At 66.2% G+C, this 22,473-nt stretch carries 20 protein-coding genes; 12 read left to right on the top strand and 8 right to left on the bottom strand.

What is annotated here, in order from left to right; all coding sequences use genetic code 11:
- Positions 1 to 58: 58 nt before the first annotated feature.
- Positions 59 to 1,069: a LacI family DNA-binding transcriptional regulator gene (locus EAH75_RS14315; protein ID WP_140651505.1), complete on the bottom strand. Its 1,011-nt coding sequence runs from the start codon at positions 1,067 to 1,069 to the stop codon at positions 59 to 61.
- 81 nt (positions 1,070 to 1,150) lie between these two features.
- Here EAH75_RS14315 and EAH75_RS19645 point away from each other — a divergent pair, with 81 nt between their 5' ends.
- From EAH75_RS19645 to rsmG, 3 genes are all read left to right on the top strand, one after another.
- On the top strand, positions 1,151 to 1,321 hold the full coding sequence (locus tag EAH75_RS19645) for a hypothetical protein (RefSeq protein WP_161596200.1): 171 nt from the start codon (positions 1,151 to 1,153) through the stop codon (positions 1,319 to 1,321).
- Between the two features lie 149 nt (positions 1,322 to 1,470).
- A complete protein-coding gene (locus EAH75_RS14310; RefSeq protein ID WP_140651503.1) occupies positions 1,471 to 1,929 on the top strand; it encodes an SPFH domain-containing protein in 459 nt (152 codons plus the stop codon).
- Positions 1,930 to 2,078: 149 nt separating this feature from the next.
- The gene (gene rsmG, locus EAH75_RS14305; RefSeq protein ID WP_140651501.1) at positions 2,079 to 2,708 is read left to right on the top strand and encodes a 16S rRNA (guanine(527)-N(7))-methyltransferase RsmG; all 630 of its coding nucleotides are present in this window, start codon (positions 2,079 to 2,081) and stop codon (positions 2,706 to 2,708) included.
- A 156-nt stretch (positions 2,709 to 2,864) separates the two neighbouring features.
- On the opposite strand, the gene EAH75_RS14300 is transcribed toward rsmG, so the two are convergent.
- On the bottom strand, positions 2,865 to 4,220 hold the full coding sequence (locus tag EAH75_RS14300; protein ID WP_140651498.1) for a GH1 family beta-glucosidase: 1,356 nt from the start codon (positions 4,218 to 4,220) through the stop codon (positions 2,865 to 2,867).
- Between the two features lie 136 nt (positions 4,221 to 4,356).
- On the opposite strand from EAH75_RS14300, the gene EAH75_RS14295 reads away from it, so the two are divergent.
- The 5 genes from EAH75_RS14295 (at position 4,357) to EAH75_RS14275 (ending at position 8,777) form a co-directional block, all read left to right on the top strand.
- Positions 4,357 to 5,448 carry an ABC transporter ATP-binding protein gene (locus EAH75_RS14295; RefSeq protein WP_140651496.1) on the top strand — a complete coding sequence of 364 codons (1,092 nt, stop codon included), beginning with the start codon at positions 4,357 to 4,359 and terminating at the stop codon, positions 5,446 to 5,448.
- A gap of 68 nt (positions 5,449 to 5,516) precedes the next feature.
- Complete coding sequence (locus tag EAH75_RS14290; protein ID WP_140651494.1) at positions 5,517 to 6,398, top strand: ParA family protein; 882 nt, start codon at positions 5,517 to 5,519, stop codon at positions 6,396 to 6,398.
- A 3-nt stretch (positions 6,399 to 6,401) separates the two neighbouring features.
- Positions 6,402 to 7,271 carry a ParB/RepB/Spo0J family partition protein gene (locus tag EAH75_RS14285; protein WP_170212226.1) on the top strand — a complete coding sequence of 290 codons (870 nt, stop codon included), beginning with the start codon at positions 6,402 to 6,404 and terminating at the stop codon, positions 7,269 to 7,271.
- Positions 7,272 to 7,551: 280 nt separating this feature from the next.
- Positions 7,552 to 8,268: a glycosyltransferase gene (locus tag EAH75_RS14280; RefSeq protein ID WP_140651491.1), complete on the top strand. Its 717-nt coding sequence runs from the start codon at positions 7,552 to 7,554 to the stop codon at positions 8,266 to 8,268.
- A gap of 140 nt (positions 8,269 to 8,408) precedes the next feature.
- Complete coding sequence (locus EAH75_RS14275; RefSeq protein WP_140651489.1) at positions 8,409 to 8,777, top strand: DUF488 domain-containing protein; 369 nt, start codon at positions 8,409 to 8,411, stop codon at positions 8,775 to 8,777.
- Positions 8,778 to 8,790: 13 nt separating this feature from the next.
- Here EAH75_RS14275 and EAH75_RS14270 read toward each other — a convergent pair whose 3' ends face one another.
- Positions 8,791 to 9,732: a patatin-like phospholipase family protein gene (locus EAH75_RS14270; protein WP_140805944.1), complete on the bottom strand. Its 942-nt coding sequence runs from the start codon at positions 9,730 to 9,732 to the stop codon at positions 8,791 to 8,793.
- Positions 9,733 to 9,912: 180 nt separating this feature from the next.
- On the opposite strand from EAH75_RS14270, the gene EAH75_RS14265 reads away from it, so the two are divergent.
- Positions 9,913 to 11,691 carry an SLC13 family permease gene (locus EAH75_RS14265; RefSeq protein ID WP_140805943.1) on the top strand — a complete coding sequence of 593 codons (1,779 nt, stop codon included), beginning with the start codon at positions 9,913 to 9,915 and terminating at the stop codon, positions 11,689 to 11,691.
- A 6-nt stretch (positions 11,692 to 11,697) separates the two neighbouring features.
- Here EAH75_RS14265 and EAH75_RS14260 read toward each other — a convergent pair whose 3' ends face one another.
- The gene (locus tag EAH75_RS14260) at positions 11,698 to 12,681 is read right to left on the bottom strand and encodes a helix-turn-helix transcriptional regulator (RefSeq protein WP_140651482.1); all 984 of its coding nucleotides are present in this window, start codon (positions 12,679 to 12,681) and stop codon (positions 11,698 to 11,700) included.
- 191 nt (positions 12,682 to 12,872) lie between these two features.
- On the opposite strand from EAH75_RS14260, the gene EAH75_RS14255 reads away from it, so the two are divergent.
- Together EAH75_RS14255 and EAH75_RS14250 are read left to right on the top strand one after the other, a co-directional pair.
- Entirely contained in the window at positions 12,873 to 13,724 is an 852-nt protein-coding gene (locus EAH75_RS14255; protein WP_161596306.1) for a hypothetical protein, read from the top strand.
- Between the two features lie 95 nt (positions 13,725 to 13,819).
- A complete protein-coding gene (locus EAH75_RS14250) occupies positions 13,820 to 14,635 on the top strand; it encodes a DUF481 domain-containing protein (protein WP_140651478.1) in 816 nt (271 codons plus the stop codon).
- Positions 14,636 to 14,751: 116 nt separating this feature from the next.
- Here EAH75_RS14250 and hemC read toward each other — a convergent pair whose 3' ends face one another.
- Positions 14,752 to 15,669: a hydroxymethylbilane synthase gene (gene hemC, locus EAH75_RS14245; protein WP_140805941.1), complete on the bottom strand. Its 918-nt coding sequence runs from the start codon at positions 15,667 to 15,669 to the stop codon at positions 14,752 to 14,754.
- A 136-nt stretch (positions 15,670 to 15,805) separates the two neighbouring features.
- Between hemC and EAH75_RS14240 the strand changes: the two genes are divergently transcribed.
- Positions 15,806 to 16,561 carry a Bax inhibitor-1/YccA family protein gene (locus tag EAH75_RS14240; RefSeq protein WP_140805939.1) on the top strand — a complete coding sequence of 252 codons (756 nt, stop codon included), beginning with the start codon at positions 15,806 to 15,808 and terminating at the stop codon, positions 16,559 to 16,561.
- An 88-nt stretch (positions 16,562 to 16,649) separates the two neighbouring features.
- Here EAH75_RS14240 and EAH75_RS14235 read toward each other — a convergent pair whose 3' ends face one another.
- The 3 genes from EAH75_RS14235 to EAH75_RS14225 are packed head-to-tail and all read right to left on the bottom strand — an operon-like array spanning position 16,650 to position 22,432.
- Entirely contained in the window at positions 16,650 to 19,718 is a 3,069-nt protein-coding gene (locus tag EAH75_RS14235; RefSeq protein WP_140805937.1) for an efflux RND transporter permease subunit, read from the bottom strand.
- Positions 19,719 to 19,727: 9 nt separating this feature from the next.
- A complete protein-coding gene (locus EAH75_RS14230; RefSeq protein ID WP_140651470.1) occupies positions 19,728 to 20,888 on the bottom strand; it encodes an efflux RND transporter periplasmic adaptor subunit in 1,161 nt (386 codons plus the stop codon).
- An 11-nt stretch (positions 20,889 to 20,899) separates the two neighbouring features.
- Positions 20,900 to 22,432, bottom strand: a complete 1,533-nt coding sequence (locus tag EAH75_RS14225) for an efflux transporter outer membrane subunit (protein WP_240046202.1) — start codon at positions 22,430 to 22,432, stop codon at positions 20,900 to 20,902.
- Positions 22,433 to 22,473: the final 41 nt, after the last annotated feature.

The following is a 22,473-nucleotide window of genomic DNA, read 5'->3' as shown; positions in this document are numbered from 1 at the left end:
CTCGTTGCCGACGCGGTTTCGGTCGGCATCGTCCTGCGCCGGCCTGAATGTCTGCCCCTTATCCGGGTGCTGCACCGGTGGAACCGCGCACCACCAGCTTGGCGGCGACACGACGGTGGATGCCGGTCATCACTTGATCCGGGTGGTCGATCTGTTCGCCAAGCAGCTCCATCGCCTGGCCGCCGAGTTCGGCGATATGCACCTGGATCGTAGTCAGCGGCGGGGTTACGTAGCGCGCCATCGGCACGTCGTCGAAACCGCTGACGGCGATCTCCTCCGGCACGCAGATGCCGGCCTCGCGCAATGCCGCCATGCAGCCGATCGCCATCATGTCGTTGGCGGCGAACACCGCATCGGGCCGCGGCCGCATCCCCAGTACCTCCTGGCCGGCGCGGTAGCCGGATTCCTCGCCGAAATCCCCGCGCAGCATGATTACCGGGCTGTCCGGCGCATGGCTGACCAGCGCTTCGCGGTAGCCGAGTTCGCGTTCGCCGGCATCGCGGTTGCCGGGCGGCCCCTGGATGAACACGATCCGCTGGTGGCCAATCGCCAGCAGGTGCTCGACCATCATTCGGGCGCCGCCATCGTTGTCCACCGACAGCGCGCAGTAGTCGTCACCAGCCAGCCGGGTGTTCATCAACACGGTGGGCAGGTCATGTGGCAGGTTCTGGCGCAGAAATGCGGCGTCGGCGTGCGGTGACATCAGAAGCAGCCCGTCGACCCGGCCCTGCATCGCGCGCAGGGCCACGGCGGCGGCGGCGGCATCGTCATGCGAACTGGAAACCAGCAGGTGCAGGCCGCGTGCCCGTGCGGCCAGGTCGATGCCGCGGATCAGCTCGGAAAAGAACTCGCCATACAGGTCCGGCAGCAAGGCGCCGATGGTATTGGTGCGGCGGGTGATCAGCATGCGTGCCGCGGCATGCGGCATGTAACGCAGGCGCGTCGCGGCCTCGCGGATGCGCTGGCTGGTCTCGGCGGTCACGCCACGGCCACCATTCAGCGCGCGTGACACCGAGGCCACCGAAACCTGGGCCTCACGTGCCACATCTTTGATGGTTGCTGTCGCCATGCGAGCTTGCCCGGATCCGCCGAAACCCAGCAGTGGCGGCAACGTAAACGTTTTCATGTTGAGTTGTAAAGTGCCTGTAAAATGGAAATCCTGCTGCGTTGCGGGATGTTTTTGCGGCTCATCAAGGCCGTGACGAGACAAACCATGGCATACCGATTGCTGGCGGTGATCTGCGGCCCGGATTGGCGCTGTGGCACTGCAGCAACCGAAGGCCTGATAGCACGCAATGGCTCGCGCGAAGCGGATCCGTGAAGGGCATCTCACTTCGGTGCGTTTGCAGCTCTTGTTAAAAAATCCGTTGCGTCGTTAAATCAAGGTTAATCTTCGCGCACTCAAGCAACTGTATCCTCAAGTTCCCGCGACACCGAACGATATATGGACAAGTCCCTGTTTTGAATACCATGATGACTCTGCTGACCTTGTTGCTTGTGCTGCCTGCCGTGCTGATCGCCAGCGCGGTGAAGGTTGTGCCGGCCGGTCAGGTCTACAGTCTTTATCGGCGCGGCAAGCCGGTGCGGTTGCTGTCGTCGGGTATGCACCTGGTGCTGCCACTGCTGGATCGAGTGGCCCACAAGATCAATCTGGCCGGGCAAACACTGCGTTTCGAGGAGCCGCTGGCCGACGCGCACGACGTGCGCGGCACGGTGTACTGGCAGGTGCTGGAGCCCGAGCGCGCCGATGCGGTGTTCGAGCAGGTCGATCAGCTGATCCGTCGCGGCGCACATGACGCCCTGCGTGACGAGCCGGCAAGCGATCGCGTCGATCGCCGCGATCTGGGCGCGCGCCTGAAGCTGTCCTTGAACAGCGCATTGCGCGAGCGCGGCATGATGGTGACGCGGGTCGAACTCGACGCCGCCTGAATTGGAATGGCGTCAGGCGCCCGAGAGCGCCCACGCTGCAGGGGATTTGAAAGCCTTCGACCCGCCTCGGCGGGTTTTCTTTTGTCGCCGTTGGCAATGCCGGCGCGAGCCGCGGATACTTTGCGCCCCACGCCCTTCAAGTGATCCTCATGACCACCCGCGACGCCTTGCAGGCACGACTCGAACAAGGCATTGCCGTGCTGGGACTGACCCTGCCAGCTGCCGCGGTGCCGCGGCTGCTCGATTACCAGGCGCTGCTGGAACGCTGGAACGCCGCCTACAACCTCACCGCCGTGCGCGATCCAGCGGAGATGATTACCCGTCACCTGCTCGATTCGCTGGCGATACTGCCGTACGTGCAGGGCCACACCCTGGCCGATCTCGGCACCGGCCCGGGCCTGCCCGGCATCGTGCTGGCGATCGCCGCACCGGGGCGGGAGATTCTGCTGGTCGATTCCAACGGGAAAAAGGTGCGTTTCCTGCGCGAGGCGGTCCGCGCGCTGAAACTCGACGGCGTGCGCGCGCTGCAGTCGCGGGTGGAAGACGTCGACGGCCAGTACGACTGCATCACCGCGCGCGCCTTCGCCAGCATGGCCGACATGCTGGGCTGGGGCGGCCATCTGCTGGCACCGGCCGGGATCTGGCTGGCGATGAAGGGCAAGCGGCCGGACGACGAGTTGCCGGGCATTCCGGTCGGATTCGAGGTGCGCGGCATGCATGAGTTGGCGGTGCCGGGGTTGCCGGCGGAGCGCCATCTGCTGGTGCTTGGGCGCGCTTGAGTCAGGCGTTGGCTGATCTGGAACGCTGAATCCTTTTCACCGTTTACCCTGAGCGTAATCGCGCAGCGGCGAAGTCGAAGGGCTTCCGCGCGAAGCCTCGATTTCGCGCCTTCGGCGCTACGCTCAGCCCGAACGGTCCGGGAAGGCCGGCGGCGGCTATTCGTCCAGCACGCTGCCGTTGCTCTCGATCACCTGCGCATACAGCTTCGCGCTGGCCTTGGGCGTGCGCTGCTGGGTGGCGAAATCGACGTGGTACAGGCCGAAGCGCTTGGAGAAGCCCAGCGACCACTCCAGGTTGTCCATCAGCGACCACGCGTAATAACCCTTCAAGTTCACCCCGGCTTCGATCGCATCATGCAGCGCCTTGAGGTGCTTGCGCAGGTAGTTCGTGCGCAGCGGATCGTCGAGTTCGCCGTTTTCGACTACCGGCGGGTCGTAGAAGGCCGAGCCATTCTCGGTGATGTACAGCGGAATGTTGCCGTAGCGCTCCTTGAACCAGGTGAGTGTGTCGGTCAGGCCTTGCTCGAACACTTCCCAGCCGGTTTCGGTATAGGTCTTGTTCGGCTGGGGCACCGGCACGGCCTTCAGCGGGTAAGCGTTCGGATCGTGCTTCACCACCGCGCGGGTGTAATAGTTGATGCCGACGAAATCCACTTTCTGATGGGTCAGCTTTAAATCGTCGGCCGGAAACTCCGGCCATGCGTCGCCGAAGATCTCCTTCAGCTCGGGCGGGTAGCTGCCGAGCAGCGCCGGATCGGCGAACTGCTGGTTCATGTAGGCGTGCGCGCGGCGGGTGGCGGCGAGGTCTTCGGCGCTGTCCGAGTGCGGATACTTCGGCTCGATGTTGAACACTACGCCGATCTCGTGTTTGCCGTGCGCGCGATACGCCTGGATGCCGGCGCCGCTGGCGCGCATCAGGTTATGTGCGGCGATGGGCGCCTCGTACTTGCTGCGATGGCCCGGCGCCAGCGCGCCGTGCAGGTAGCCGCCATCGGTGACTACCCAGGGCTCGTTGAGGGTGGCCCAGCGCGGCACGCGGTCGTCCAGCGCCTTGAACATCACTTCGGCGTACTCGGCGAACCAGTGCGCGACGTCGCGGTTGAGCCAGCCGCCGCGATCGTCCAGCGCCGCCGGCAAGTCCCAGTGGAACAGTGTGGCGTTCGGCGCGATGCCGTTTTCCAGCAATTCGTCGACCAGCCGCGAGTAGAAATCCAGCCCCTTCGGATTGACCCGGCCGGTGCCTTCGGGCAGCACCCGCGCCCAGTTGATGCTGAACCGGTAGCCCTGCAGGCCCAGCGCGCGCATCAGTTGTACGTCGGCCTTGTAGCGGTGGTAGTGATCGCAGGCGATGTCGCCGGTGTCACCGTTGGCCATCATGCCGGGCGTGTGCGCAAACCGTTGCCAGATGCTGGGGCCGGCGCCATCGGCCAGCGGCGAGCCCTCGATCTGGTATGCCGAGGTGGCGGCACCCCAGTGGAAGCCATCGGGGAAGCGGAAGCGAGGGCGCGTCATCGGGGTACCTGCGTCTAAATTGCTTGATGTAAACGATTACATCGGCAGAATAGCCCAATGCCCCCCGCCAGTGTGCAGACCAGTGCATGCTGGTTCGGCGGGACGGCCATCGTGGCCAACTGCACCGGAGATGCCGATGGCCGCCGTACAACTGAGTGAGCTGCGCAAGGTCTACCCCAACGGCAACGTGGGCGTGGCCGGCGCCAGTTTCGAGATCGACGACGGCGAGTTGCTGGTGCTGGTGGGGCCATCGGGCTGCGGCAAGACCACCTTGCTGCGCATGATCGCCGGGCTGGAAACGATCAGCAGCGGCATCCTCAGCATCGACGGCCGGGTGGTCAACGAGGTGGCGCCGAAGGATCGGGACATCGCGATGGTGTTCCAGAACTACGCGCTGTACCCGCACATGACGGTGGCCGAGAACCTCGGCTTCGGTCTGCGCCTGCGCGGCCACAAGCAGGCCGATATCGACCAGCGCGTGATTGCAGCCGCCAAGACGCTGGAACTGGAATCGCGGCTCACTTCGCGCCCGGCCGCGCTGTCGGGCGGCCAGCGCCAGCGTGTGGCGCTGGGCCGGGCGCTGGTGCGCGACCCGCAAGTGTTCCTGCTGGACGAACCGCTGTCCAACCTCGACGCCAAGCTGCGCCTGTCGATGCGGGTGGAGATAGCGCGGCTGCATCGCCAGCTCAAGGCCACCATGATCTACGTCACCCACGACCAGATCGAGGCGATGACCCTGGGCCAGCGCATCGTGGTGCTCGACGGCGGGGTGATCCAGCAGATCGACACGCCGATGAACCTGTACGAGAAGCCCGCCAACCTGTTCGTGGCAGGTTTTGTCGGCAGCCCGGCGATGAATCTGCTGCACGGCAAGTTGCGCAGCGACCACGGCTGGGTGCTGACCACTGTGCACGGCGATATCGCGCTGGGCGAGCCGCCACAGGCCACGGCGTGGCAGCCGTGGCGCGAGCGCGAGGTGGTGCTGGGGATCCGTCCGGAAGATCTGCAACCGCAGGACACCGACGATGTCGCGCTCAGCGCCCAGCTGGAAGTGCTGGAGCCGGTCGGCAACGAGATCTTCCTCAACCTGCGCTATGGCGCGCAGGCACTCGTCTCGCGCGTGTCGCCGCGGGCCCTGCCCGAGCCGGGCAGCACGGTGCCGCTGGGGCTGGTGGCGCGGCGATTGCACCTGTTCGATGCTGCCAGCGGCACCCGGATCGGGCCCTGAGGGCGGGCAGCACTCGGCGGAGTGAGGCATTACACTAACCCTCTCCCGCGTACGGTAGCTATCCATCCATGGCCCGCATCATCGCTGTCGCCAACCAGAAAGGCGGCGTCGGCAAGACCACCACTGCCGTCAATCTTGCCGCTGCGCTGGCCGCCGCGAAGCGCAAGGTATTGCTGGTCGACCTGGATCCGCAGGGCAACGCGACGATGGCGTCGGGCATCAACAAGCGCGATGCCAAGCCGGGTGGCTGCGAAGTGCTGCTGGAAGAAGTGGAGATCGCCGCGGCGATCGTTCCGACCGACGCGCATTACGACCTGCTGCCGGGCAATGGCGACCTCACCGCGGCCGAGCTGAAGCTGATGGATGCGCTGGCACGCGAGCACCGGCTGAAGGAACTGCTGGCGAAGATCTCGCCGAACTACCACACCATCCTGATCGACTGCCCGCCGTCGCTGAACCTGCTGACGTTGAACGCGCTGACCGCCGCCGATGGCGTGCTGATCCCGGTGCAATGCGAGTACTTCGCGCTGGAAGGCCTGTCCAGCCTGCTCGACACGGTCAAGGCGGTGCGTCACCGGCTGAATCCGAAGCTGGAGATCGAAGGCCTGCTGCGGACCATGTACGACGTGCGCAACAACCTCGGCAACGAGGTCTCGGCCCAGCTCACCCAGCATTTCGGCGACAAGGTGCTGCGCTCGATCATCCCGCGCAACGTGCGGCTGGCCGAAGCGCCCAGCCACGGCCAGCCGATCCATCTGTACGACCGCAGCTCGCGCGGCGCGATCGCCTACATCGGCCTGGCCGGCGAGATCATCCGGCGCGAACGCGCGCTGACCCGTACCGATCGCGTTGATCCGGTCGACGACATCGAGCCAGCGGCGGCGTCCGCGCCAGCGCACGGCGACAGCGGACCGACGCTCAAGGCGCCGGCCGCCAACCATCAGGAATAACGCATGGCTGCTGCGAAAAAACGTGGATTGGGACGCGGGCTCGATGCTCTGCTCGGCGGCGATGGCGAGGGTTCGCCATCGGTGATCGGACAGGAAGGCGAGTTGCGCATGCTGCCGATCCAGCAGATCCAGCCGGGCAAGTACCAGCCGCGCCGGCACTGGAACGACGAGGCGCTGGACGAACTGGCCGCGTCGATCAAGGCGCAGGGCCTGATCCAGCCGGTGGTGGTGCGCGAGATCGGCAAGAACAGCTACGAGCTGATCGCCGGTGAACGCCGCTGGCGGGCAGCGCAGCGCGCTCAGTTGGGCGAGATCCCGGCGCTGATCAAGAAGGTCTCCGAGGAAGCCGTGCCGGCGATGGCGCTGATCGAGAACATCCAGCGCCAGGACCTCACTCCGCTGGAAGAAGCCGACGCGCTGAAGCGGCTGATCGACGATTTCGACCTCACCCATCAGCAGGCCGCCGACGCGGTCGGCCGCTCGCGCGCCGCGGTGTCGAACCTGCTGCGCCTTACCGAACTGCCTGCCTCGATCAAGAAACTGCTCGACGAAGGCAAGCTGGAAATGGGCCACGCCCGCTGCCTGCTGACCCTGCCCGAGCGCGACGCCGAAAGTCTGGCGCTGGAAGCGGCACGCAACGGCTGGAGCGTGCGTGAGCTGGAAGAAGCCGCCCGCCGTGCGCAGCAGGCGCCGAAGGGCAAGGCCAAAAGCACGCCGTCGCGCGATGCCAACATCGCCGACCTCGAACGCCAGCTCAGCGAACGCTTCGCCACCCGCGTTGAGCTGGCCCAGGGCCGCGGAGGCCGTGGCAAGCTGGTGATCCACTATCACAGCAACGACGAACTGGACGGGATTCTCGGCAAGATCCGCTGATCTCGTTTTTCCTTTCTCCCTGTGGAAGATAAGTCGGCAGGATCGCCGATTTGCACGGCGCAGCCGCCCGGAGGGGGAGTGCCATGGATGGCGCGAATGAAGGTGGCGCGCAGCGACGGTTGAGGGTGCGAAGCGTACAACTCACATTCACGCAAGCCCCGCACCCTCATCCCAGCCCTCTCTCGATGGGAGAGAGAGAGCAACAGCACAGCCGCTTGGCATTAAACTGCGCAGCTGCTGCGTCGAATGCAGCCGTTGCCCCCGCTGAAAGGCTTTCCCCATGCCGCAACTTTCCGTCGTCGTCCCCGTCTTCAACGAGCGCGACAACATACCGCCGCTGCTCGCCGAGATCGCCGCCGCCCTGCGTGGTCAGGTCGACTACGAAGTCATCTATGTCGACGACGATTCCAGCGACGACAGCCGGGCGGTGCTGGCTGCGCAGAAATCCAGCCACCCGGAACTGCGCGTGTTGCATCACGTCACCCGCAGCGGGCAGAGCACCGCGGTCTGGAACGGCGTGCGCGAAGCAAAGTCGCCGTGGATCGCCACACTGGATGGCGACGGCCAGAACGATCCGGCCGACATTCCCAAGTTGCTCGCCGCGCGCAATGGCGCGTCGGCGCAGACGCGGCTGTTCGCCGGCTGGCGCACGACCCGCCGCGACAGTTTCAACAAACGCATCTCATCGAAGGTCGCCAACGCGGTGCGCTCGCGCATGCTCAGGGATGCCACCCCGGATACCGGCTGTGGCCTGAAGCTGTTCGATCGCGAGGTGTTCCTGCGCCTGCCGTATTTCGACCACATGCATCGTTACCTGCCCGCGCTGGTCAAGCGCGCCGGTTTCCAGAGCCAGAGCGTGCCGGTGGGCCATCGCCCGCGCACCGCCGGTGTGTCCAAGTACGGCATGCTGGACCGGCTGTGGGTCGGGCTGGCCGATCTGCGCGGCGTCGCGTGGCTGATGCGTCGCGGCAAGGTGACCCGGGTCGAGGAACTCTGATCCAGATCACGCCGGGTTGATCTGCTCGACGTATGCTGGAGTCTTCCGCTCAACATCCCGCCCCGCTTGCCGGCGCCGGCGATGAAGCGAAGGGCACGCAAGAATATTTGCGGGCCGGATCACGAGGGAGACCGCCACCCATGGGCATCACCGCCAAACGTGTTTACGAACCAGCCGCAAAAGCCGATGGCTACCGCGTGCTGATCGACCGGTTGTGGCCACGCGGGCTGAAGAAGGACGCGGTGCCGCTTGACCTGTGGGCCAAGGAACTGGCGCCGTCCACCGCGTTGCGACAATGGTTCGGGCACGACCCGGCGCGATGGGATGGCTTCCGGCACCGCTATGCCAGCGAGCTGGATGCACTGGCCGAACACTGGCGACCGCTGGCCGAGCACTCGACGCGGCATGCGGTCACCCTGCTCTACGGCGCCAGCGACGAGGAACACAACAATGCGGTCGCGCTGAAGGCCTATCTCGACAGCTGGCTGCATACGCACGGGCCGCGTTGAGACGAGGCAGTGCTCAGGTGTCGCGCTTCGGAGTGCCCGCTCGGGTCCAGTTGGCAAGTGCCGTGCGCGCCTGCTCGCGACCCAGTTCGATCAGCTCGCGCGCGCGGTAGAACTCGTAGGCGCTGGCCATGTTGCGCGGCAGCTGGATCAGCAGGTCGGGTTCGTAGGCGGCCAGGCGCAGTCGCGAAAGGTTGGCCTGCATCAGATCCATCGACTGGGCGAGCAGGTCGAACGTGCCCGGTACAGCGGGATGACTCTCGCCGTGCGGCATGAGCCGGTTCATGAAGCCGCCGATCCGGCGGCGGTAGCTGCCTTCGGTACCGGGCTCGGGCCTGGGCGGCGGCGGTGTGGCCGCCAGTGCCGGGCCATCGACGCTCACCGCCAGCAGGTAGTCGGCCGTTTCGCGAATCAGCGGCGTCACCGGCACCGGGTTGAGCAGGGCGCCGTCGATCAGCCGTCGGCCGTCGATGGTATGCGGGCGGAACACCGTGGGTATCGAGATCGAGGCGCGGATGGCATCGAACAGGCAGCCGCGGGTGAGCCACACCTCGCGCTCGCGGTCCAGGTCGGTGGCTACCGCGGTAAACGTCAGCGGCAAATCCTCGATCTGGATGTCACCAATCAGCGTGCGCAGGGTTTCGATGATCCGTTCGCCCTTGATCAGGCCGCCGCCGGAGAACGTCCAGTCGACCAGCCGCAGCACGTCGAACTTGGCCAGTGCGCAAACCCAGTCGCGATAGATGTCGAGCTTGCCCATGGCGTAGATGCCGCCGATCAGCGCACCCATCGAGCTGCCGGCAATCGCCACGATCTCGAAGCCCTGGGCATCGAGTTCCTCGATGACGCCGATGTGCGCCAGACCCTTTGCACCGCCGGCACCCAGCGCCAGCGCGACCGTCGGCCTGGGTGCTACTGCAGGTTCGGCGGGGGCGAGGAGTGGGGTATCTGTGGGCATCGTTCGATCATCACGGCATGTGGGCGGTGGTCTGTGTTGAAGTCGACTGCGGTGAACCCGGCAGGACTTCCCGCCATGATGCACCTCAACCAAGACAAGCGCGCACGCCATCATGTCCGTCGATAGCCATTCCACTCTGCAGTACACACGTCGGATCCGCGCCGGGGCAAGGGTGGCTGCATGAGCTGGCAGGCGTGGGTCACGGTGGCGATCATCGTGGCGGCGATGGGCATGTTCGCCAGCGAAAAGGTGCGCATCGACCTGGTTGCGCTGATCGTGCTGGGAGCGCTGGTGGTGCTGGGTATCGTGAGCCCGGTCGAGGCCTTGTCCGGTTTTAGCAACGAGGCCACCGTGACGGTGGCGGCGATGTTCGCGCTGAGCCTGGGCATCGAACGTTCTGGCGTACTGGATCCGCTGACCCGCCTGCTGATGAGGATCCGTCGACCCTGGTTGCTGACCCTGGCGATGATGCTGGCGATTGCACCGCTGGGCGCTTTCGTCAAGAACATCGCGCTGGTCGCCGCGTTCCTGCCGCTGGCCCTGCGCGTGTGCCAGCGCACCGGTACCTCGCCGGCACGCGTGCTGATGCCGATGGCGTATGCCGCGCAGATGGGCGGCGTGTGCACGCTGATCGGAACGTCCTCGAACCTGCTCGCCGACAGCCTGGCGCAGAAGCACGGCATGGTGCCGTTCGGCGTATTCGAGTTCACCCGCATGGGCGCGGTGCTGGCGGTGGCAGGCATCATCTACCTGATGCTGATCGGCCGGCACCTGCTGCCACGACATATCGACGCGGCGCTGCCCGATGACGTCGAGGCCGGCAAGTACGTGGCCGAACTGGAGATCAGCGACGAGTCGCCCTTGCTGGGTACGGCCATTGCCGATGCGCGGCTGGGTGAGGAGTTCGGCGTGTATCCGCTGGAATTGCTGCGCGGCGAGCGGCAGATGTGGTCGCCGCGCGAACAGAAGCTGGAGGCGGGCGACGTGCTGCTGGTGCGCGGCGATTGGGAAAAGATCGAGGAGTTCCAGCGCAAGGCCAAGCTGCACAACGCGCCGGAGCGCCGCTATGCCCCGGAGGGCGATCAGCCCCGCGTGCTGGCCCAGATGATGGTGGCGCCGGCCAGTCCGATGGAGGGCCGCAATCTGGCCGAGATCGGTCTGGACTGGCGCTACGGCGCGACCGCGCTGGCGCTGAACCGGCGCGGCGAGGTGCTGCGCGACAAGCTCAGCGAGACACGCCTGGCGGTCGGCGACGTGCTGATGGTGCTGGTCGACGAAGCGACGATGCCGAAACTTCGCAACGACGAGGCGTTTATCGTGCTCAACGAGCGCGAAGACGTCCGCGGGATGTCGCGCAAGGCGCTGCTGGCGGCGACCATCATGGCCGCCGTGGTACTGGTCTCGGGCATGCACTGGCTGCCGATTCCGATCGCTGCGCTGTGTGGTGCCGTCGCGATGGCGCTGGGCGGCTGTTTCGGCCGCAAGGATGTCTACGAGGGAATGGACTGGAAAATCATCATCCTGCTCGGCGCCATCCTGCCGCTGGGACTGGCGATCGAGAAGACCGGATTGTCGGCGGTGGTGGTGACTGCCGCCATGCATCTGGTCGGTGGCCACGGCCCGCTGGCCGCGCTGCTGATGGTGTATCTGCTCACGGCGCTGCTGACCGAGCTGATGGGACACAACCCGTCAGTCGTGCTGATGGTGGGGATCGCCGCCACGGTGGCCCAGGCCACCCACGTCGATCCGCGGCCGTTCGTGGTGGCCGTGGCGTTTGCCGCCGCCACCTCGTTTGCCACGCCGGTCGGTTATCCGACCAACACCATGGTGTATTACGCCGGCGGTTACCGCTTCACCGATTTCATGAAGGTGGGCATTCCGCTGATAGCGCTGTTCTGTGCGTTGTCGATGTGGCTGATCCCGATCTTCTGGCCGTTCCATCCGCTGCCGGGCCATTGAACAGGATCAACTCAATTCGGAGCGATAGCCGCCCAGGGCCAGCTGCAGCAGGATCTTCATTTCCTCGCGCAGCGGCAGCGGCGCCACCACTTCCGCGTCCGGCCCGTACTTGAGCACGTCCATCAGCAACTCCTTTGAATTGGAGTAGGGCACCTTCAATTCGTAGCGGCCATCGGGCAGCCACTCACCCTTCTGCTGCGAATGCCAGTGCTCGTCGGCGACCCAGCGCGCGGCATGCGGCGAGAAGCGGATGGTCGCCCACGCTTTCGGCTTGCCCGCAAAGATGCCGTAGCTGGAAGCGAGCAACTCGTTGAGGTCGTTCTCCGCCACATCGGTGGCAGCATCATCCAGCGACTGCGCCTCGACGATGCGGTCGACCGCAAAACTGCGCAACGCTTCGCGATCGTGATCCCACACGTCCAGATACCAGTTGTCGCGGTAATGGGTCAGCCGCTGCGGCGACACGGTGCGCCGGCTGTCGGCATTGGTGGTGCGTGCGCGGTAGCGGAAGCGCAGCTGCTTGCGCTCCAGCACCGCGCCGGCAACGATGCGGAACACCTGCTGGTCGAGCTTGCGCTCGCCCCACGGGATCACCCGGATCCGCTCGATCGGCAGCGCCTTGCCGCTGCCTTGATCGGACAGCAGGCCCTCGATGCGCGCCTTGAACGGCGCCAGCGCGCCGGCCAGCACGCCTGGGCCGGAGCGGCTGATCAGTTCGTTCAACGCGAGCAGCGCGGCCAGCTCGTCGGAGGTCAGCCACAGCCCGGGCAGTTCGAACTTCTCGCCCTCGCCGACTTCATAGCGGAATGCGGCCTGGTCGGTGCCGGCGCTTTCGATTGGTGCGCCCAGCGCATCGCGCAGGAACGCCACGTCGCGGTACAGCGTGGCGCGCGAGCATTCCAGCTCGCCGAGCAGGCGCGACAGCGGCACCGGATAGTGTGCCGATTTCAACAGCCGATGCAGGGTCAGTATGCGTTCGTAGCGATCCATGGTGTTTCGTCGAGGCATGCGTGGGTGCAGCGTTGTAGCATGGGTGCGGCCTGCGGTACCCGCAAGCCCACCATGCGCAAGCAGATTGCCCGGCGCGATCGCCTGCCCCGATTTTTCTGGCCCAAGCCGGTTCACTCATGCAACCTGTTCGCGGATTACCCAACACCACCCCGTCCGCCAATGATGCCGACATGCCGATGATGTACTGGCGTGTGGAGTCGGCGGCGCCCCTGTGGCGGATCCTGGCGGCCAGCGGCTACGGCTTGTGGGCATGGCTGGGACTGGCGCTGTTGCTCGGGTTGTATCCGGCGGGTCGCAACGGCACCTTGGTGCCGCTGTCTGTCGGCACCTTGCTGATCAGCGCCGGCCTGCTGGTGGCCTGTCTGCCGTGGCGTGGCGCATCGGACTGGTATGGCTGGCGTCCGCGGCGCGGCAGTCGGCCGAACCGTGCAGCGCTGCTGGCGCTGGCGGCGTACCTGCCGATGCTGGCCGTGGCGGGACTGGCTCGCGGCGGCAACATCTTCTGGGCGACGCGACTGGCCGGCGCCGCGCTGACCTTGTGCAGCCTGTCCAGCCTGGCCTACACCGGCTATCGCTTTTGCTGCCAGCTGTCGCCGTCGGCGCAGCGCGCGGCAGTTTCGTTGCCGATCAGCCGGCTGGTCTTCGCCGGCTATGCCGGTGGCTTGTGGCTGTGGCTATGCGTGCTGGCGCTGGGTGAGTTGACGACTCCGCGCGGCCTGTATCCGTGGATCATGCTGCTGCTGGCGCTGGCCCTGCTGCTGGGTCTGCTGGAGGGCCTGGCCTGGCAATCGCTGGCCGGCTCAGCCACCCATGGTGGTGCAGCGCGTGAATATGCGCTGCGCCCGGCGCGTTTCGTGGCCGCGTTGTTCACCTATGTGATTCCTTGCATCGCGCTGTTGCTGACCCGGCATGACGGCATCGATCTGATCGCTGCGGCGCTGGCCGTGCCCAGCTGTCTGCTGGGCAAATGTCTGGAGCGGAATCTGTATGAATCGTTGCTGGTGCGCGGCGCAGCCGGCTGATCGATCGGCCAGACGCCGGCCTCATTCATTGCGAGTTCAAGCCATGCCGTTAAGGTAGCGCACTACGATTGTTTAACAAATGGACTGTCCCCCCGATGAAAAAGACCTTGATCGCCGGCCTGCTGCTGGCCGCCTTTGCGAGCTTTGCCGCGCAGGCCCAGGATGGCGCCACCGACACCGCCGCCACCAGCAATGGCGGCTGGAGTGGCTCGGGCGAATTCGGTTTTGCCTCGGCCACCGGCAATTCGCGCTCGCAAAACATCAATGCCAAGCTCGGCCTGAACCAGGAAAACGAGCAGTGGAAGAACAGCTTCTTCGTCGACGCGCTGCGCTCCAAGAGCCAGCAGAAAGTGGTCGATACCGCCGGCAACACCATCGAGCAGTTCAACACCACCGCGAACCGCTATGACGGCGGCGCCTCGGTCGGCTACAAGCTCGATCCGCGCAGCTACATCGTCGGTGCCGCCCGTTACGAGCACGACGATTTCGGCGCCAATCTGTGGCAGGGCATCGTCTCGCTCGGCTACGGCTACATCGCGTTGAAAGACGAGCGCAACGAACTGTCGTTCGAAATCGGTCCCGGTTACAAGCGTTACCGCCCGGCCGATGTCGACACGGTCGTCGGTGGCGCGCTGGTGCCGCAGCGGCAGCAGACCCAGAGCGAAATGGTGGCCCGCGGCCTGATCAACTACAAGTACAAGCTCACCGACAACACCGCGTTCGAGGACACGTTCCTGATGGAAGCGGGTTCGAAGAACACCTACCTGCAAAACGATGCCGGCCTGGCCGTCAGCATGACCAGGAAGCTCGCGCTGAAGGTCGGTTTCCAGGTGCGCCACAACAGCGACGTGCTGCCGGGCACCAAGAAGATGGACACACTGACCACGACGAATCTGGTCTACAGCTTCTGAATTGACCAGCAGCGGCTGCTCATGACGGCCCGGTGGCGCAAGCTGCCGGGCCGTTTGTCATGCAGCGGGGCGCGGAAAACAAATGCAACAGATGGCGCGACTTCGACCGCTCGTCGTCACAGCCCGAGCAACTCGCCCGCGCCCTGATCCAGCAGTGCCGCCGCCACTTCGCGACCCAGCGCCAGCGCCTGATCGCCGGGGCTGCTGGCCTCGGCCCGCAGCAGTCGGCCGCTGGCCGCGTCGCCGACCATGCCGCGCAGGTGCAGGCCGTGTTCACCGAGCACGCACCAGGCGCCGACCGGCACCGTGCAGCTGCCGCCGAGCGCGTGATTCATCGCCCTTTCGGCGCTGACGGTGAGCCGGGTATCGGCGTCATCCAGTGCGGCCAGCAGCATCAGCACGGTCGGGTTGTCGTCGCGCGCCTCGATCGTGATCGCGGCCTGGCCCGGCGCCGGCAGCCAGTCCGGTGCGGCTAGCCGCGAGCGAATGCGCGCCGCCAAGCCGAGGCGCTCCAGCCCCGCGCAGGCCAGCACGATCGCGTCGTAGTGACCGGCGTCGAGCTTGCCCAGCCGGGTGCCCACATTGCCGCGCAGGTCGAGCAGGACCAGATCTGGCCGCAGTGCGCGCAACTGCGCCTGTCGGCGCAGCGATGACGTACCCACCCGCGCGCCGCGCGGCAACGCCGCGAGATCCGCCCAGTCGTTGCTGACGAACGCATCGGCCGCGTCCGCGCGCGGCAACATCGCCGGCAACGTGAAGCCGGGTTCGAGTTGCGCGGGCACGTCCTTCAGCGAATGCACGGCGAGGTCGGCGCGGCCTTCCAGCATCGCCACTTCGAGTTCCTTGAGGAACAGCCCCTTGCCGCCGATGCTGGCCAACGGCTGATCCAGGATCTCGTCCCCGCGCGTGCTCATCGGCACCAGCTCCACCGCCAGCCCCGGATGCGCGGCGCGCAAAAGCGCGGCTACGTGCTCGGCCTGCCACAGCGCCAGCGCGCTCTTGCGGGTAGCGATACGCAGGGTGGAAGGATTCATCGGAACTCCGCACGATTCGGCAAGGTCGTATTGTCGCGTAGTTTGCGCGTGGCGGCGCAGCGACGTATCGGCGCAGGCGCTGTCAAGCCGATGGCGGGCCGGCTACGATGGGTCGGCAATCAACGGGAGTTTCCTCATGCAAAGCGGCAATCCGGCGCTCAACAAGAACACCTTCCTCGACGCCGCCAGCGGCGCGCTCGTCGCGCACGGCGACGAGGCCATGACGATCAACGGCACGGTCAACCGGACCGGCCTGCTGCTGATCCTGGTGCTGGTCGGCGCCATGTTCAGCTGGAGCCGGTTCAGCGGTGCGGAAAGCGCGCCGGCCATGTTGCCGCTGGTGCTTGGCGGCGCGATCGGCGGGCTGATCCTCGGCCTGGTCACCGCGTTCAAGAAAACCTGGGCACCGGTCACCGCGCCGCTGTATGCGCTGGTCGAAGGTGTCTTCATCGGCGCGCTGTCGGCGATCTTCGAGCTGCGCTACCCCGGCATCGTGATGCAGGCGGTGGCGCTGACCTTCGGCACCATGGCCGCGATGCTGCTGGCTTACCGCAGCGGGCTGATCCGCGCCACCGAGAAGTTCAAGCTCGGCATCGTCGCCGCCACCGGCGGCATCATGCTGCTGTACCTGGCCAACTTCGCGATGGGCTTCTTCGGCCACTCGATGGGCTTCATCAACGGCAGCAGCGGCATCGGCATCGCGTTCAGCGCGGTGGTGGTGGTGATCGCGGCGCTCAACTTGATCCTCGACTTCGACATGATCGAAACCGGAGCCCAGTCCGGCGCACCGAAATACATGGAGTGGTACGGCGCGTTCGCGCTGGTGGTCACCCTGGTCTGGCTGTACCTGGAACTGCTGCGCCTGCTGTCGAAGCTGCAGTCGCGCAACTGAACTGAAAGGACATTGCCCTGTCCAGCATCGCCGCCGGACACTGCAAGAAGAAAGGCGCGGGTGACCGCGCCTTTCTTCTGTCTGTCGCTCAGGCCTGCGCCGTCGACTCCTCCAGTCGCGGATCATCCGACGGCTCGCCGCCGTGGCGATCGGCCGCCAGCAGCAGGTAGAACGCCGGCACCACGAACAAGGTGAACACCGTGCCGATCGCCAGGCCGGTGGAAATCACCAGGCCCATGTTGAAACGGCCCGCCGCGCCGGCGCCGGAGGCGATCACCAGCGGCAGCACGCCCAGCACCATCGCCGCGGTGGTCATCAGGATCGGCCGCAGGCGTACCGCCGCGGCGTGTTCGATCGCCTCGCGTTTGGACATGCCGGCGAGTTGCGAGTGGTTGGCGAACTGCACGATCAGAATGCCGTGCTTGCTGATCAGGCCCATCAGGGTCACCAGGCCGACCTCGGTGTAGATGTTGAGGCTGGTGAACAGGTTGACGAAGATCAGCGCGCCGAACAGTGCCAGCGGCACCGAGACCAGGATCACGATCGGATCGCGCAGGCTGTTGAACTGCGCGGCCAGGGCCAGGAACACGATGATCACGGCGAACAGCAAGGTCGCGCCGAAACCGCCGGACTCCTGGGTGAACTGGCGCGACTGGCCGGCGTAGTCGACGTTGAAGCCGGTCGGCGCCACCTCCTTCACCAGATCGCGCAAGTAGGTCAGCGCGTCGCCCTGCGACATCCCGCTGACGCCGGAGATCGTGGCCGAGTTCAACTGCTGGAAGCGGTTCAGCGACTGCGGCACCACCTGCCTCGTGATCTTGGCCACGGTCGAGGCCGGGATCACCGAGCCGTCCGGCACGCGGATGTAGTAGCCCAGTACCTGGTTCGGGTTGAGCCGGTCGGCCTGCAATACCTGCGGGATCACCTTGTACGAGCGGCCGGAGATCGAGAAGTAGTTGACGTAGCCGCCGCCCAGCGCCGAGCCGAGCGCGGCACCCACGTCCTGCTGGGTCAGCCCGAGCGTGGTGATCATGTCGCGGTCGAGGCTGACCGTGCCCTGCGGCTTGTCGACCTTGAGGTCGGAGTCGACGAAGTAGAACTTGCCGCTGGCCTGCGCCTTCTGCAGTACCTGGGAAGCCACCTCGTTGAGGTTCTCGAACGGCTCGGTGGTGGTGATCACCACCTGGATCGGCAGGCCCGACGCGCCGGGCAGCGGCGGGAACTGGAACGCGGCCACGCGGCCGCCGGCGATGCCGTTCCACTTCTGCTGCAGGACCTGCTGCAGTTCGTGCGCGCTGCGGTGGCGCTGGTCCCACGGCTTGAACAGCACGCCGCCGATGCCCTGGTTGATGGTGGGCACGCCGGTCAGCTGGAACATCTGCTCGTATTCCGGCAACTGCCTGGACAGATCGAACATCTGCGTCGCATAGACATTCATCTGCTGCGCCGTCGTGTTCGGTGCGCCCACGATCTGGCCGACCACGATGCCCTGGTCCTCTTCCGGGGCCAGTTCGGACTGCGCCGTCATGCCCAGTGCAATGGTGGCCAGCAGCAGCAGCGCGCTCATCACGATGACCACCGACTTGGTCGACAGCGTGTTGTGCAGCACGCGCTGATAGCCGTGGTGCACGCGATCGAACTGGCGATCGATGAACTGCACGAAGCGGCCGCTCTCCTGCTCGTTGCGGAAGAACTTCGAGGCCATCATCGGCGACAGGGTCAGCGCGACCACCGCCGACACCGTCACCGCGCCGGCCAGGGTGAAGGCGAATTCGCTGAACAGCGCGCCGGTCAGTCCCTTCTGAAAACCGATCGGCACGTACACCGCGATCAGCACCACGGTCATCGCCAGGATCGGTCCGCCCAGCTCGCGCGCGGCGAGCAAGGCGGCCTGCAGCGGCGTCTTGCCCTCCTCCTTCATGTGCCGGTCGACGTTCTCCACCACGATGATCGCGTCGTCCACCACCAGCCCGATCGCCAGCACCAGCGCCAGCAGGGTCAGCAGGTTGATCGAGTAACCCAGCGCCAGCATCACGAAGAAGGTGCCGACCAGGGACAGCGGCATCGCGATCACCGGGATGATCACCGCACGCAGGCTGCCGAGGAACAGGAAGATCACCAGGGTGACAATCAGCAGCGCCTCGGCCAGGGTCTTGACCACCTCGTTGATCGAGCTGTTCACGAACTCGGTACCGTCGTAGACGATCTGCCCGGTCAGCCCGCCGGGAAGCTGGCTCTGGATTTCCGGGAACGCCTCGCGCACGCGCTTGGCCACGTCCAGCACGTTCGCGTCGGGTGCGACCTTGATGCCGATGAACACCGAACGCTTGCCGCTGAAGGCCACATTGAAGTCGTAGCTTTCCGAGCCCAGCGAGACCGTGGCTACGTCCTGCAGCCGCACGATCGCTCCGTTGACCTGCTTGATCGCCAGCTGCTTGAACTCGTCGACCGAATGCAGGTTGCTGTCGGCGGTCAGGTCGACCGTCACCGCCTGGCCCTTGCTGGAGCCAACCGCGGCCAGATAGTTGTTGGAGGCCAGCGCCGTGTTCACATCAGTGGCGGTGATGCCATGCGCCGCCATCTTGGCCGGGTCGAGCCAGGCGCGCAGGGCGAACTGGCGCGCGCCGAGCAGCTCGGCAGTCTGCACGCCATCGATCGAATCGAGCTTGGGCTTGACCACGCGCGCCAGGTAGTCGGTGATGTTGTTGGTGGGCAGCACATCGCTGTAGAAGCCCATGTACATCGCGTCGATGGTCTCGCCGGTCTGCACGTTGAGCACCGGCTGCTGCGCCTGCGGCGGCAGCTGGTTCTTCACCGAATTCACCTGGGTGGTGATCTCGGTCAGGGCGCGGTTGGCGTCGTAGTTCAGATGCAAGGTCGCGGTGATGGTGGACACGCCCTGCACGCTGCTGGAGGACATGTAGTCGATGCCCTGCGCCTGCGAGATCGCCTGCTCCAGCGGCTGGGTGATGAAGCCGGCCATGGTCTGCGCGTCAGCACCGTAATAAGCGGTGGTGACGGTAACCGTGGCGTTCTCGGTCTTCGGGTACTGGCGCACGCTCAGGCTGCTGACGGCGCGCACGCCGAGTACCAGGATCAGCAGGCTGACGACCACCGCCAGCACCGGCTTGTTGATGAACAGGTCGGTGAATTTCATGGCGTTCGCTCAGTGCTCCTGCGGCGCGGGATGGGCGCTGTCGGCCGGCTTCACGCTGTTGTCGATCGCGATCGGCGCGTCGTTCTTCAGCTTGATCTGGCCACTGGTCACGACCACGGTGCCGGGCTCGATGCCCTTGAGGATCGCCACCTGGTCGCCGCGGGTCTCGCCGACGGTGACGAAGGTCTGCTTCACCGTGGGCGGCAGCGGCTGGCCCTTGTCGTCCTTGCCCTTGGGCGGCTGCACCACGTACACGGTGTCGCCATACGGGTTGTAGACGATCGCCGCCTGCGGCAGCGTCAGCCGGGGCTGCTCGTTACCGACGTCGACGCTGACCTTGGCGAACATGCCCGGGGTGAGCGCCTTGTCGTGGTTGGGCACGGTCGCCTCGACCTGCACGTTGCGCGTGCCCAGATCGACCTTGGGGCTGATCGCGCTGAGCTTGCCGCTGAAACCGCGGCTGGCATACGCATCCAGCTTCAGGTTCACCGCCTGGCCCACTTGCATGCGACCCAGTTCGCTTTGCGGCACGTAGAAATCGACGAACAGCGGATCGAGCTGCTGCACCGTCACCACCGTGGTGCCGGCGCTGAGATAGTCACCGGGGCTGGTAGTGATGATGCCGGCGCGGCCGGCGAACGGTGCGCGCAGCTGCTTCTTGGCCACCACCACTTTCTGCTGCGCCACCGCGGCCTGCCTGCCCTTGAGATCGGCGGCGGCGGTGTCGTAATCGGCCTTGCTGATCGCCTGCGCCGCAAGTTGCTTGCGCGCCCGCTCGAAGGTGAGCTGCGACAGCTGGGCCGCCGCCTCCAGCTGTTGCAGCTGGGCCACGTCGTCGCCGTCGCGCAGCTGCACCAGCACCTGGCCCTGCTTCACGTCCTGGCCGGATTTCAGATTCACCTCGGTGACCAGACCGGCCACATCCATCGCCAGGTCGGCACCGTTGGCCGCACGCAGGGTGCCGACGGCACTCAGCGCGGGTTGCCATGGCTGTTCGCGGGCGGTGGTGGTGCTGACCGTGAACGGCGCCGGCTTCGGCATGTTGTGGATCATGCGCATGACCAGCAGCACCTTGATGCCGGCGATCAGCGCGATCAACAACAGCACGCCAACGATCATCCAGATCATGCGCTTGGTGGTGCTGGGCTTTTTGTCGACGCGCGTAGGCATGCGCGAACTCCTCAGTGGGGTGCAGTGGGTGGGGTGGGCGTGTTTGCCGCGGGGCTGGCCATGCCGGCATCACTGCGCCAGCCACCACCGAGGGCGGCATACAGCGCGGCGGTATCGGCCAGGCGCGCGACGCGCGCCTGGATCAGGGCGATGCGCGCCTGCTGGTAGCTGCGCTGGGCATCGAGCAGATTGAGATAGCCGGTCGAACCGAGCTGGAACTGGCGGTCGGTGAGCGCGAGCTGCTGCGATGCCGCGCTTTCGGCGGCGGCTTGCGCGGCCAGTCCTTCGGCATCGTATTGCAGCGCCTGCAGCGCATCGGCGACGTTCTGGAACGCGACCAGCACGGTCTGCTGCCAGTCCGCCACGGCCTTGTCCATGCCGGCCTGCGCGGCACGCTTTTTATGCAGCAGCTCGCCGCCATGGAACAGCGGCTGGGTCAGGCCCAGGCCCAGCGACCAGGCACCGGTGCCGGTGGAAAACAAATCGCCTGCGCGCAACGCCTGCGAACCGGCACTGCCGGAGAGCGTGATCTGCGGCAGCATCGCCGCGGTGGCCACGCCGACCTGGGACGACGTTGCATGCAGCTGTGCCGAAGCCGCACGGATATCCGGGCGTTGCTCGACCAGGCCCGAGGGCAGGCTGACCGGGATGTCGCGCGGCAGGCCGATCGCATCCAGCGTCAGCGGCGACAGCTCCAGCTGCGCTGGCGTGGTGCCCAGGTAGGTCGCCAGCTGGTTCCGCGTCGCGGCGAGCTGGGCGCGCAGTGGCGGCAGGGTGGCCTCGGTGGCGGCTACCTGCGAGCGCACGGCCAGCGTGTCGGACAGAGACTTCGAGCCGATCTGCTGCTGCTGGCGGGCGATCTGCAGGCTCTTGCCCTGGATGTCCAGGATCTGTTCGGTCGCGCGCAGCTGCTCGCGCAACGAGGCTTCCTGCAGCGACGCGGTGACCACGTTGGCGGCCAGGGTCAGGTAGGTGGTGTCGAGCTGGGCGCGCTGGTAGTCGGCCAGCGCCAGTTGCGCCTCGATCCCGCGGCGCACGCCGCCGAACAGATCGAGGGTGTAGCCGATGCTGACCGAGGCGTTGTAGACAGTGAACGGGCCGCGTCCGGCGGGACCCACCGACTGCGCGGCGGACTGCTTCTGGCGGGTGGCGCCGGCGCCGGCGTCCAGCGAGGGGAACAATCCGCCGCGTGCCGCATTGGCATTTTCCTGCGCTTGGCGCAGGGCCGCCTGGGCCGACGCCACGGTGGGACTGTGGCTCAGCGCCGTGTTCACCCGGCGGGTCAGCTCGGCATTCCCGAACGTCGTCCACCAGCGCGCCGGCACGTCGCGGCCTTGCAGAAAACGCTGGGCGTCGCCGCCGGCAACCTTCGTTGCCGCGGTGCCGGCCGGCAGTGGCTGTGCCGTGAAGCGGTCCACCGATGGGGCGTCGGGGCGCCGGTAGTCGGGGCCCACCGCGCAACCGGCAAGCGCCAGACCGGCCAGCAGCGTGAAAGCGCAGCCGACGAACGAGACAGGTTTCGCATCAGACAGAAGAAGGGACAAGGGGATAGCCTGGGCAAGGGAGCACCGGGCCGGCAAAATAG

The organism is Rhodanobacter glycinis, assembly GCF_006438785.1.
In the GTDB taxonomy this organism is placed as follows: Bacteria; Pseudomonadota; Gammaproteobacteria; order Xanthomonadales; family Rhodanobacteraceae; genus Rhodanobacter; species Rhodanobacter glycinis_A.
Note: the sequence above shows the minus strand (reverse complement) of the source record. Positions and strands in the feature narration are given on the sequence as shown.

Bases quoted from the DNA above. Each gene is read 5' to 3' on its own strand.
- EAH75_RS14255 (WP_161596306.1), top strand. From the start codon at position 12,873: ATGCCGATGATGTACTGGCGTGTGGAGTCGGCGGCGCCCCTGTGGCGG.
- EAH75_RS14315 (WP_140651505.1), bottom strand. From the start codon at position 1,069: ATGGCGACAGCAACCATCAAAGATGTGGCACGTGAGGCCCAGGTTTCG.
- EAH75_RS14235 (WP_140805937.1), bottom strand. From the start codon at position 19,718: ATGAAATTCACCGACCTGTTCATCAACAAGCCGGTGCTGGCGGTGGTC.
- EAH75_RS14295 (WP_140651496.1), top strand. From the start codon at position 4,357: ATGGCCGCCGTACAACTGAGTGAGCTGCGCAAGGTCTACCCCAACGGC.
- EAH75_RS19645 (WP_161596200.1), top strand. From the start codon at position 1,151: ATGGAAATCCTGCTGCGTTGCGGGATGTTTTTGCGGCTCATCAAGGCC.
- EAH75_RS14285 (WP_170212226.1), top strand. From the start codon at position 6,402: ATGGCTGCTGCGAAAAAACGTGGATTGGGACGCGGGCTCGATGCTCTG.
- EAH75_RS14280 (WP_140651491.1), top strand. From the start codon at position 7,552: ATGCCGCAACTTTCCGTCGTCGTCCCCGTCTTCAACGAGCGCGACAAC.
- EAH75_RS14290 (WP_140651494.1), top strand. From the start codon at position 5,517: ATGGCCCGCATCATCGCTGTCGCCAACCAGAAAGGCGGCGTCGGCAAG.
- EAH75_RS14310 (WP_140651503.1), top strand. From the start codon at position 1,471: ATGATGACTCTGCTGACCTTGTTGCTTGTGCTGCCTGCCGTGCTGATC.
- EAH75_RS14300 (WP_140651498.1), bottom strand. From the start codon at position 4,220: ATGACGCGCCCTCGCTTCCGCTTCCCCGATGGCTTCCACTGGGGTGCC.
- EAH75_RS14275 (WP_140651489.1), top strand. From the start codon at position 8,409: ATGGGCATCACCGCCAAACGTGTTTACGAACCAGCCGCAAAAGCCGAT.
- EAH75_RS14260 (WP_140651482.1), bottom strand. From the start codon at position 12,681: ATGGATCGCTACGAACGCATACTGACCCTGCATCGGCTGTTGAAATCG.
- hemC (WP_140805941.1), bottom strand. From the start codon at position 15,669: ATGAATCCTTCCACCCTGCGTATCGCTACCCGCAAGAGCGCGCTGGCG.
- EAH75_RS14230 (WP_140651470.1), bottom strand. From the start codon at position 20,888: ATGCCTACGCGCGTCGACAAAAAGCCCAGCACCACCAAGCGCATGATC.
- EAH75_RS14240 (WP_140805939.1), top strand. From the start codon at position 15,806: ATGCAAAGCGGCAATCCGGCGCTCAACAAGAACACCTTCCTCGACGCC.
- EAH75_RS14270 (WP_140805944.1), bottom strand. From the start codon at position 9,732: ATGCCCACAGATACCCCACTCCTCGCCCCCGCCGAACCTGCAGTAGCA.
- EAH75_RS14250 (WP_140651478.1), top strand. From the start codon at position 13,820: ATGAAAAAGACCTTGATCGCCGGCCTGCTGCTGGCCGCCTTTGCGAGC.
- EAH75_RS14265 (WP_140805943.1), top strand. From the start codon at position 9,913: ATGAGCTGGCAGGCGTGGGTCACGGTGGCGATCATCGTGGCGGCGATG.
- rsmG (WP_140651501.1), top strand. From the start codon at position 2,079: ATGACCACCCGCGACGCCTTGCAGGCACGACTCGAACAAGGCATTGCC.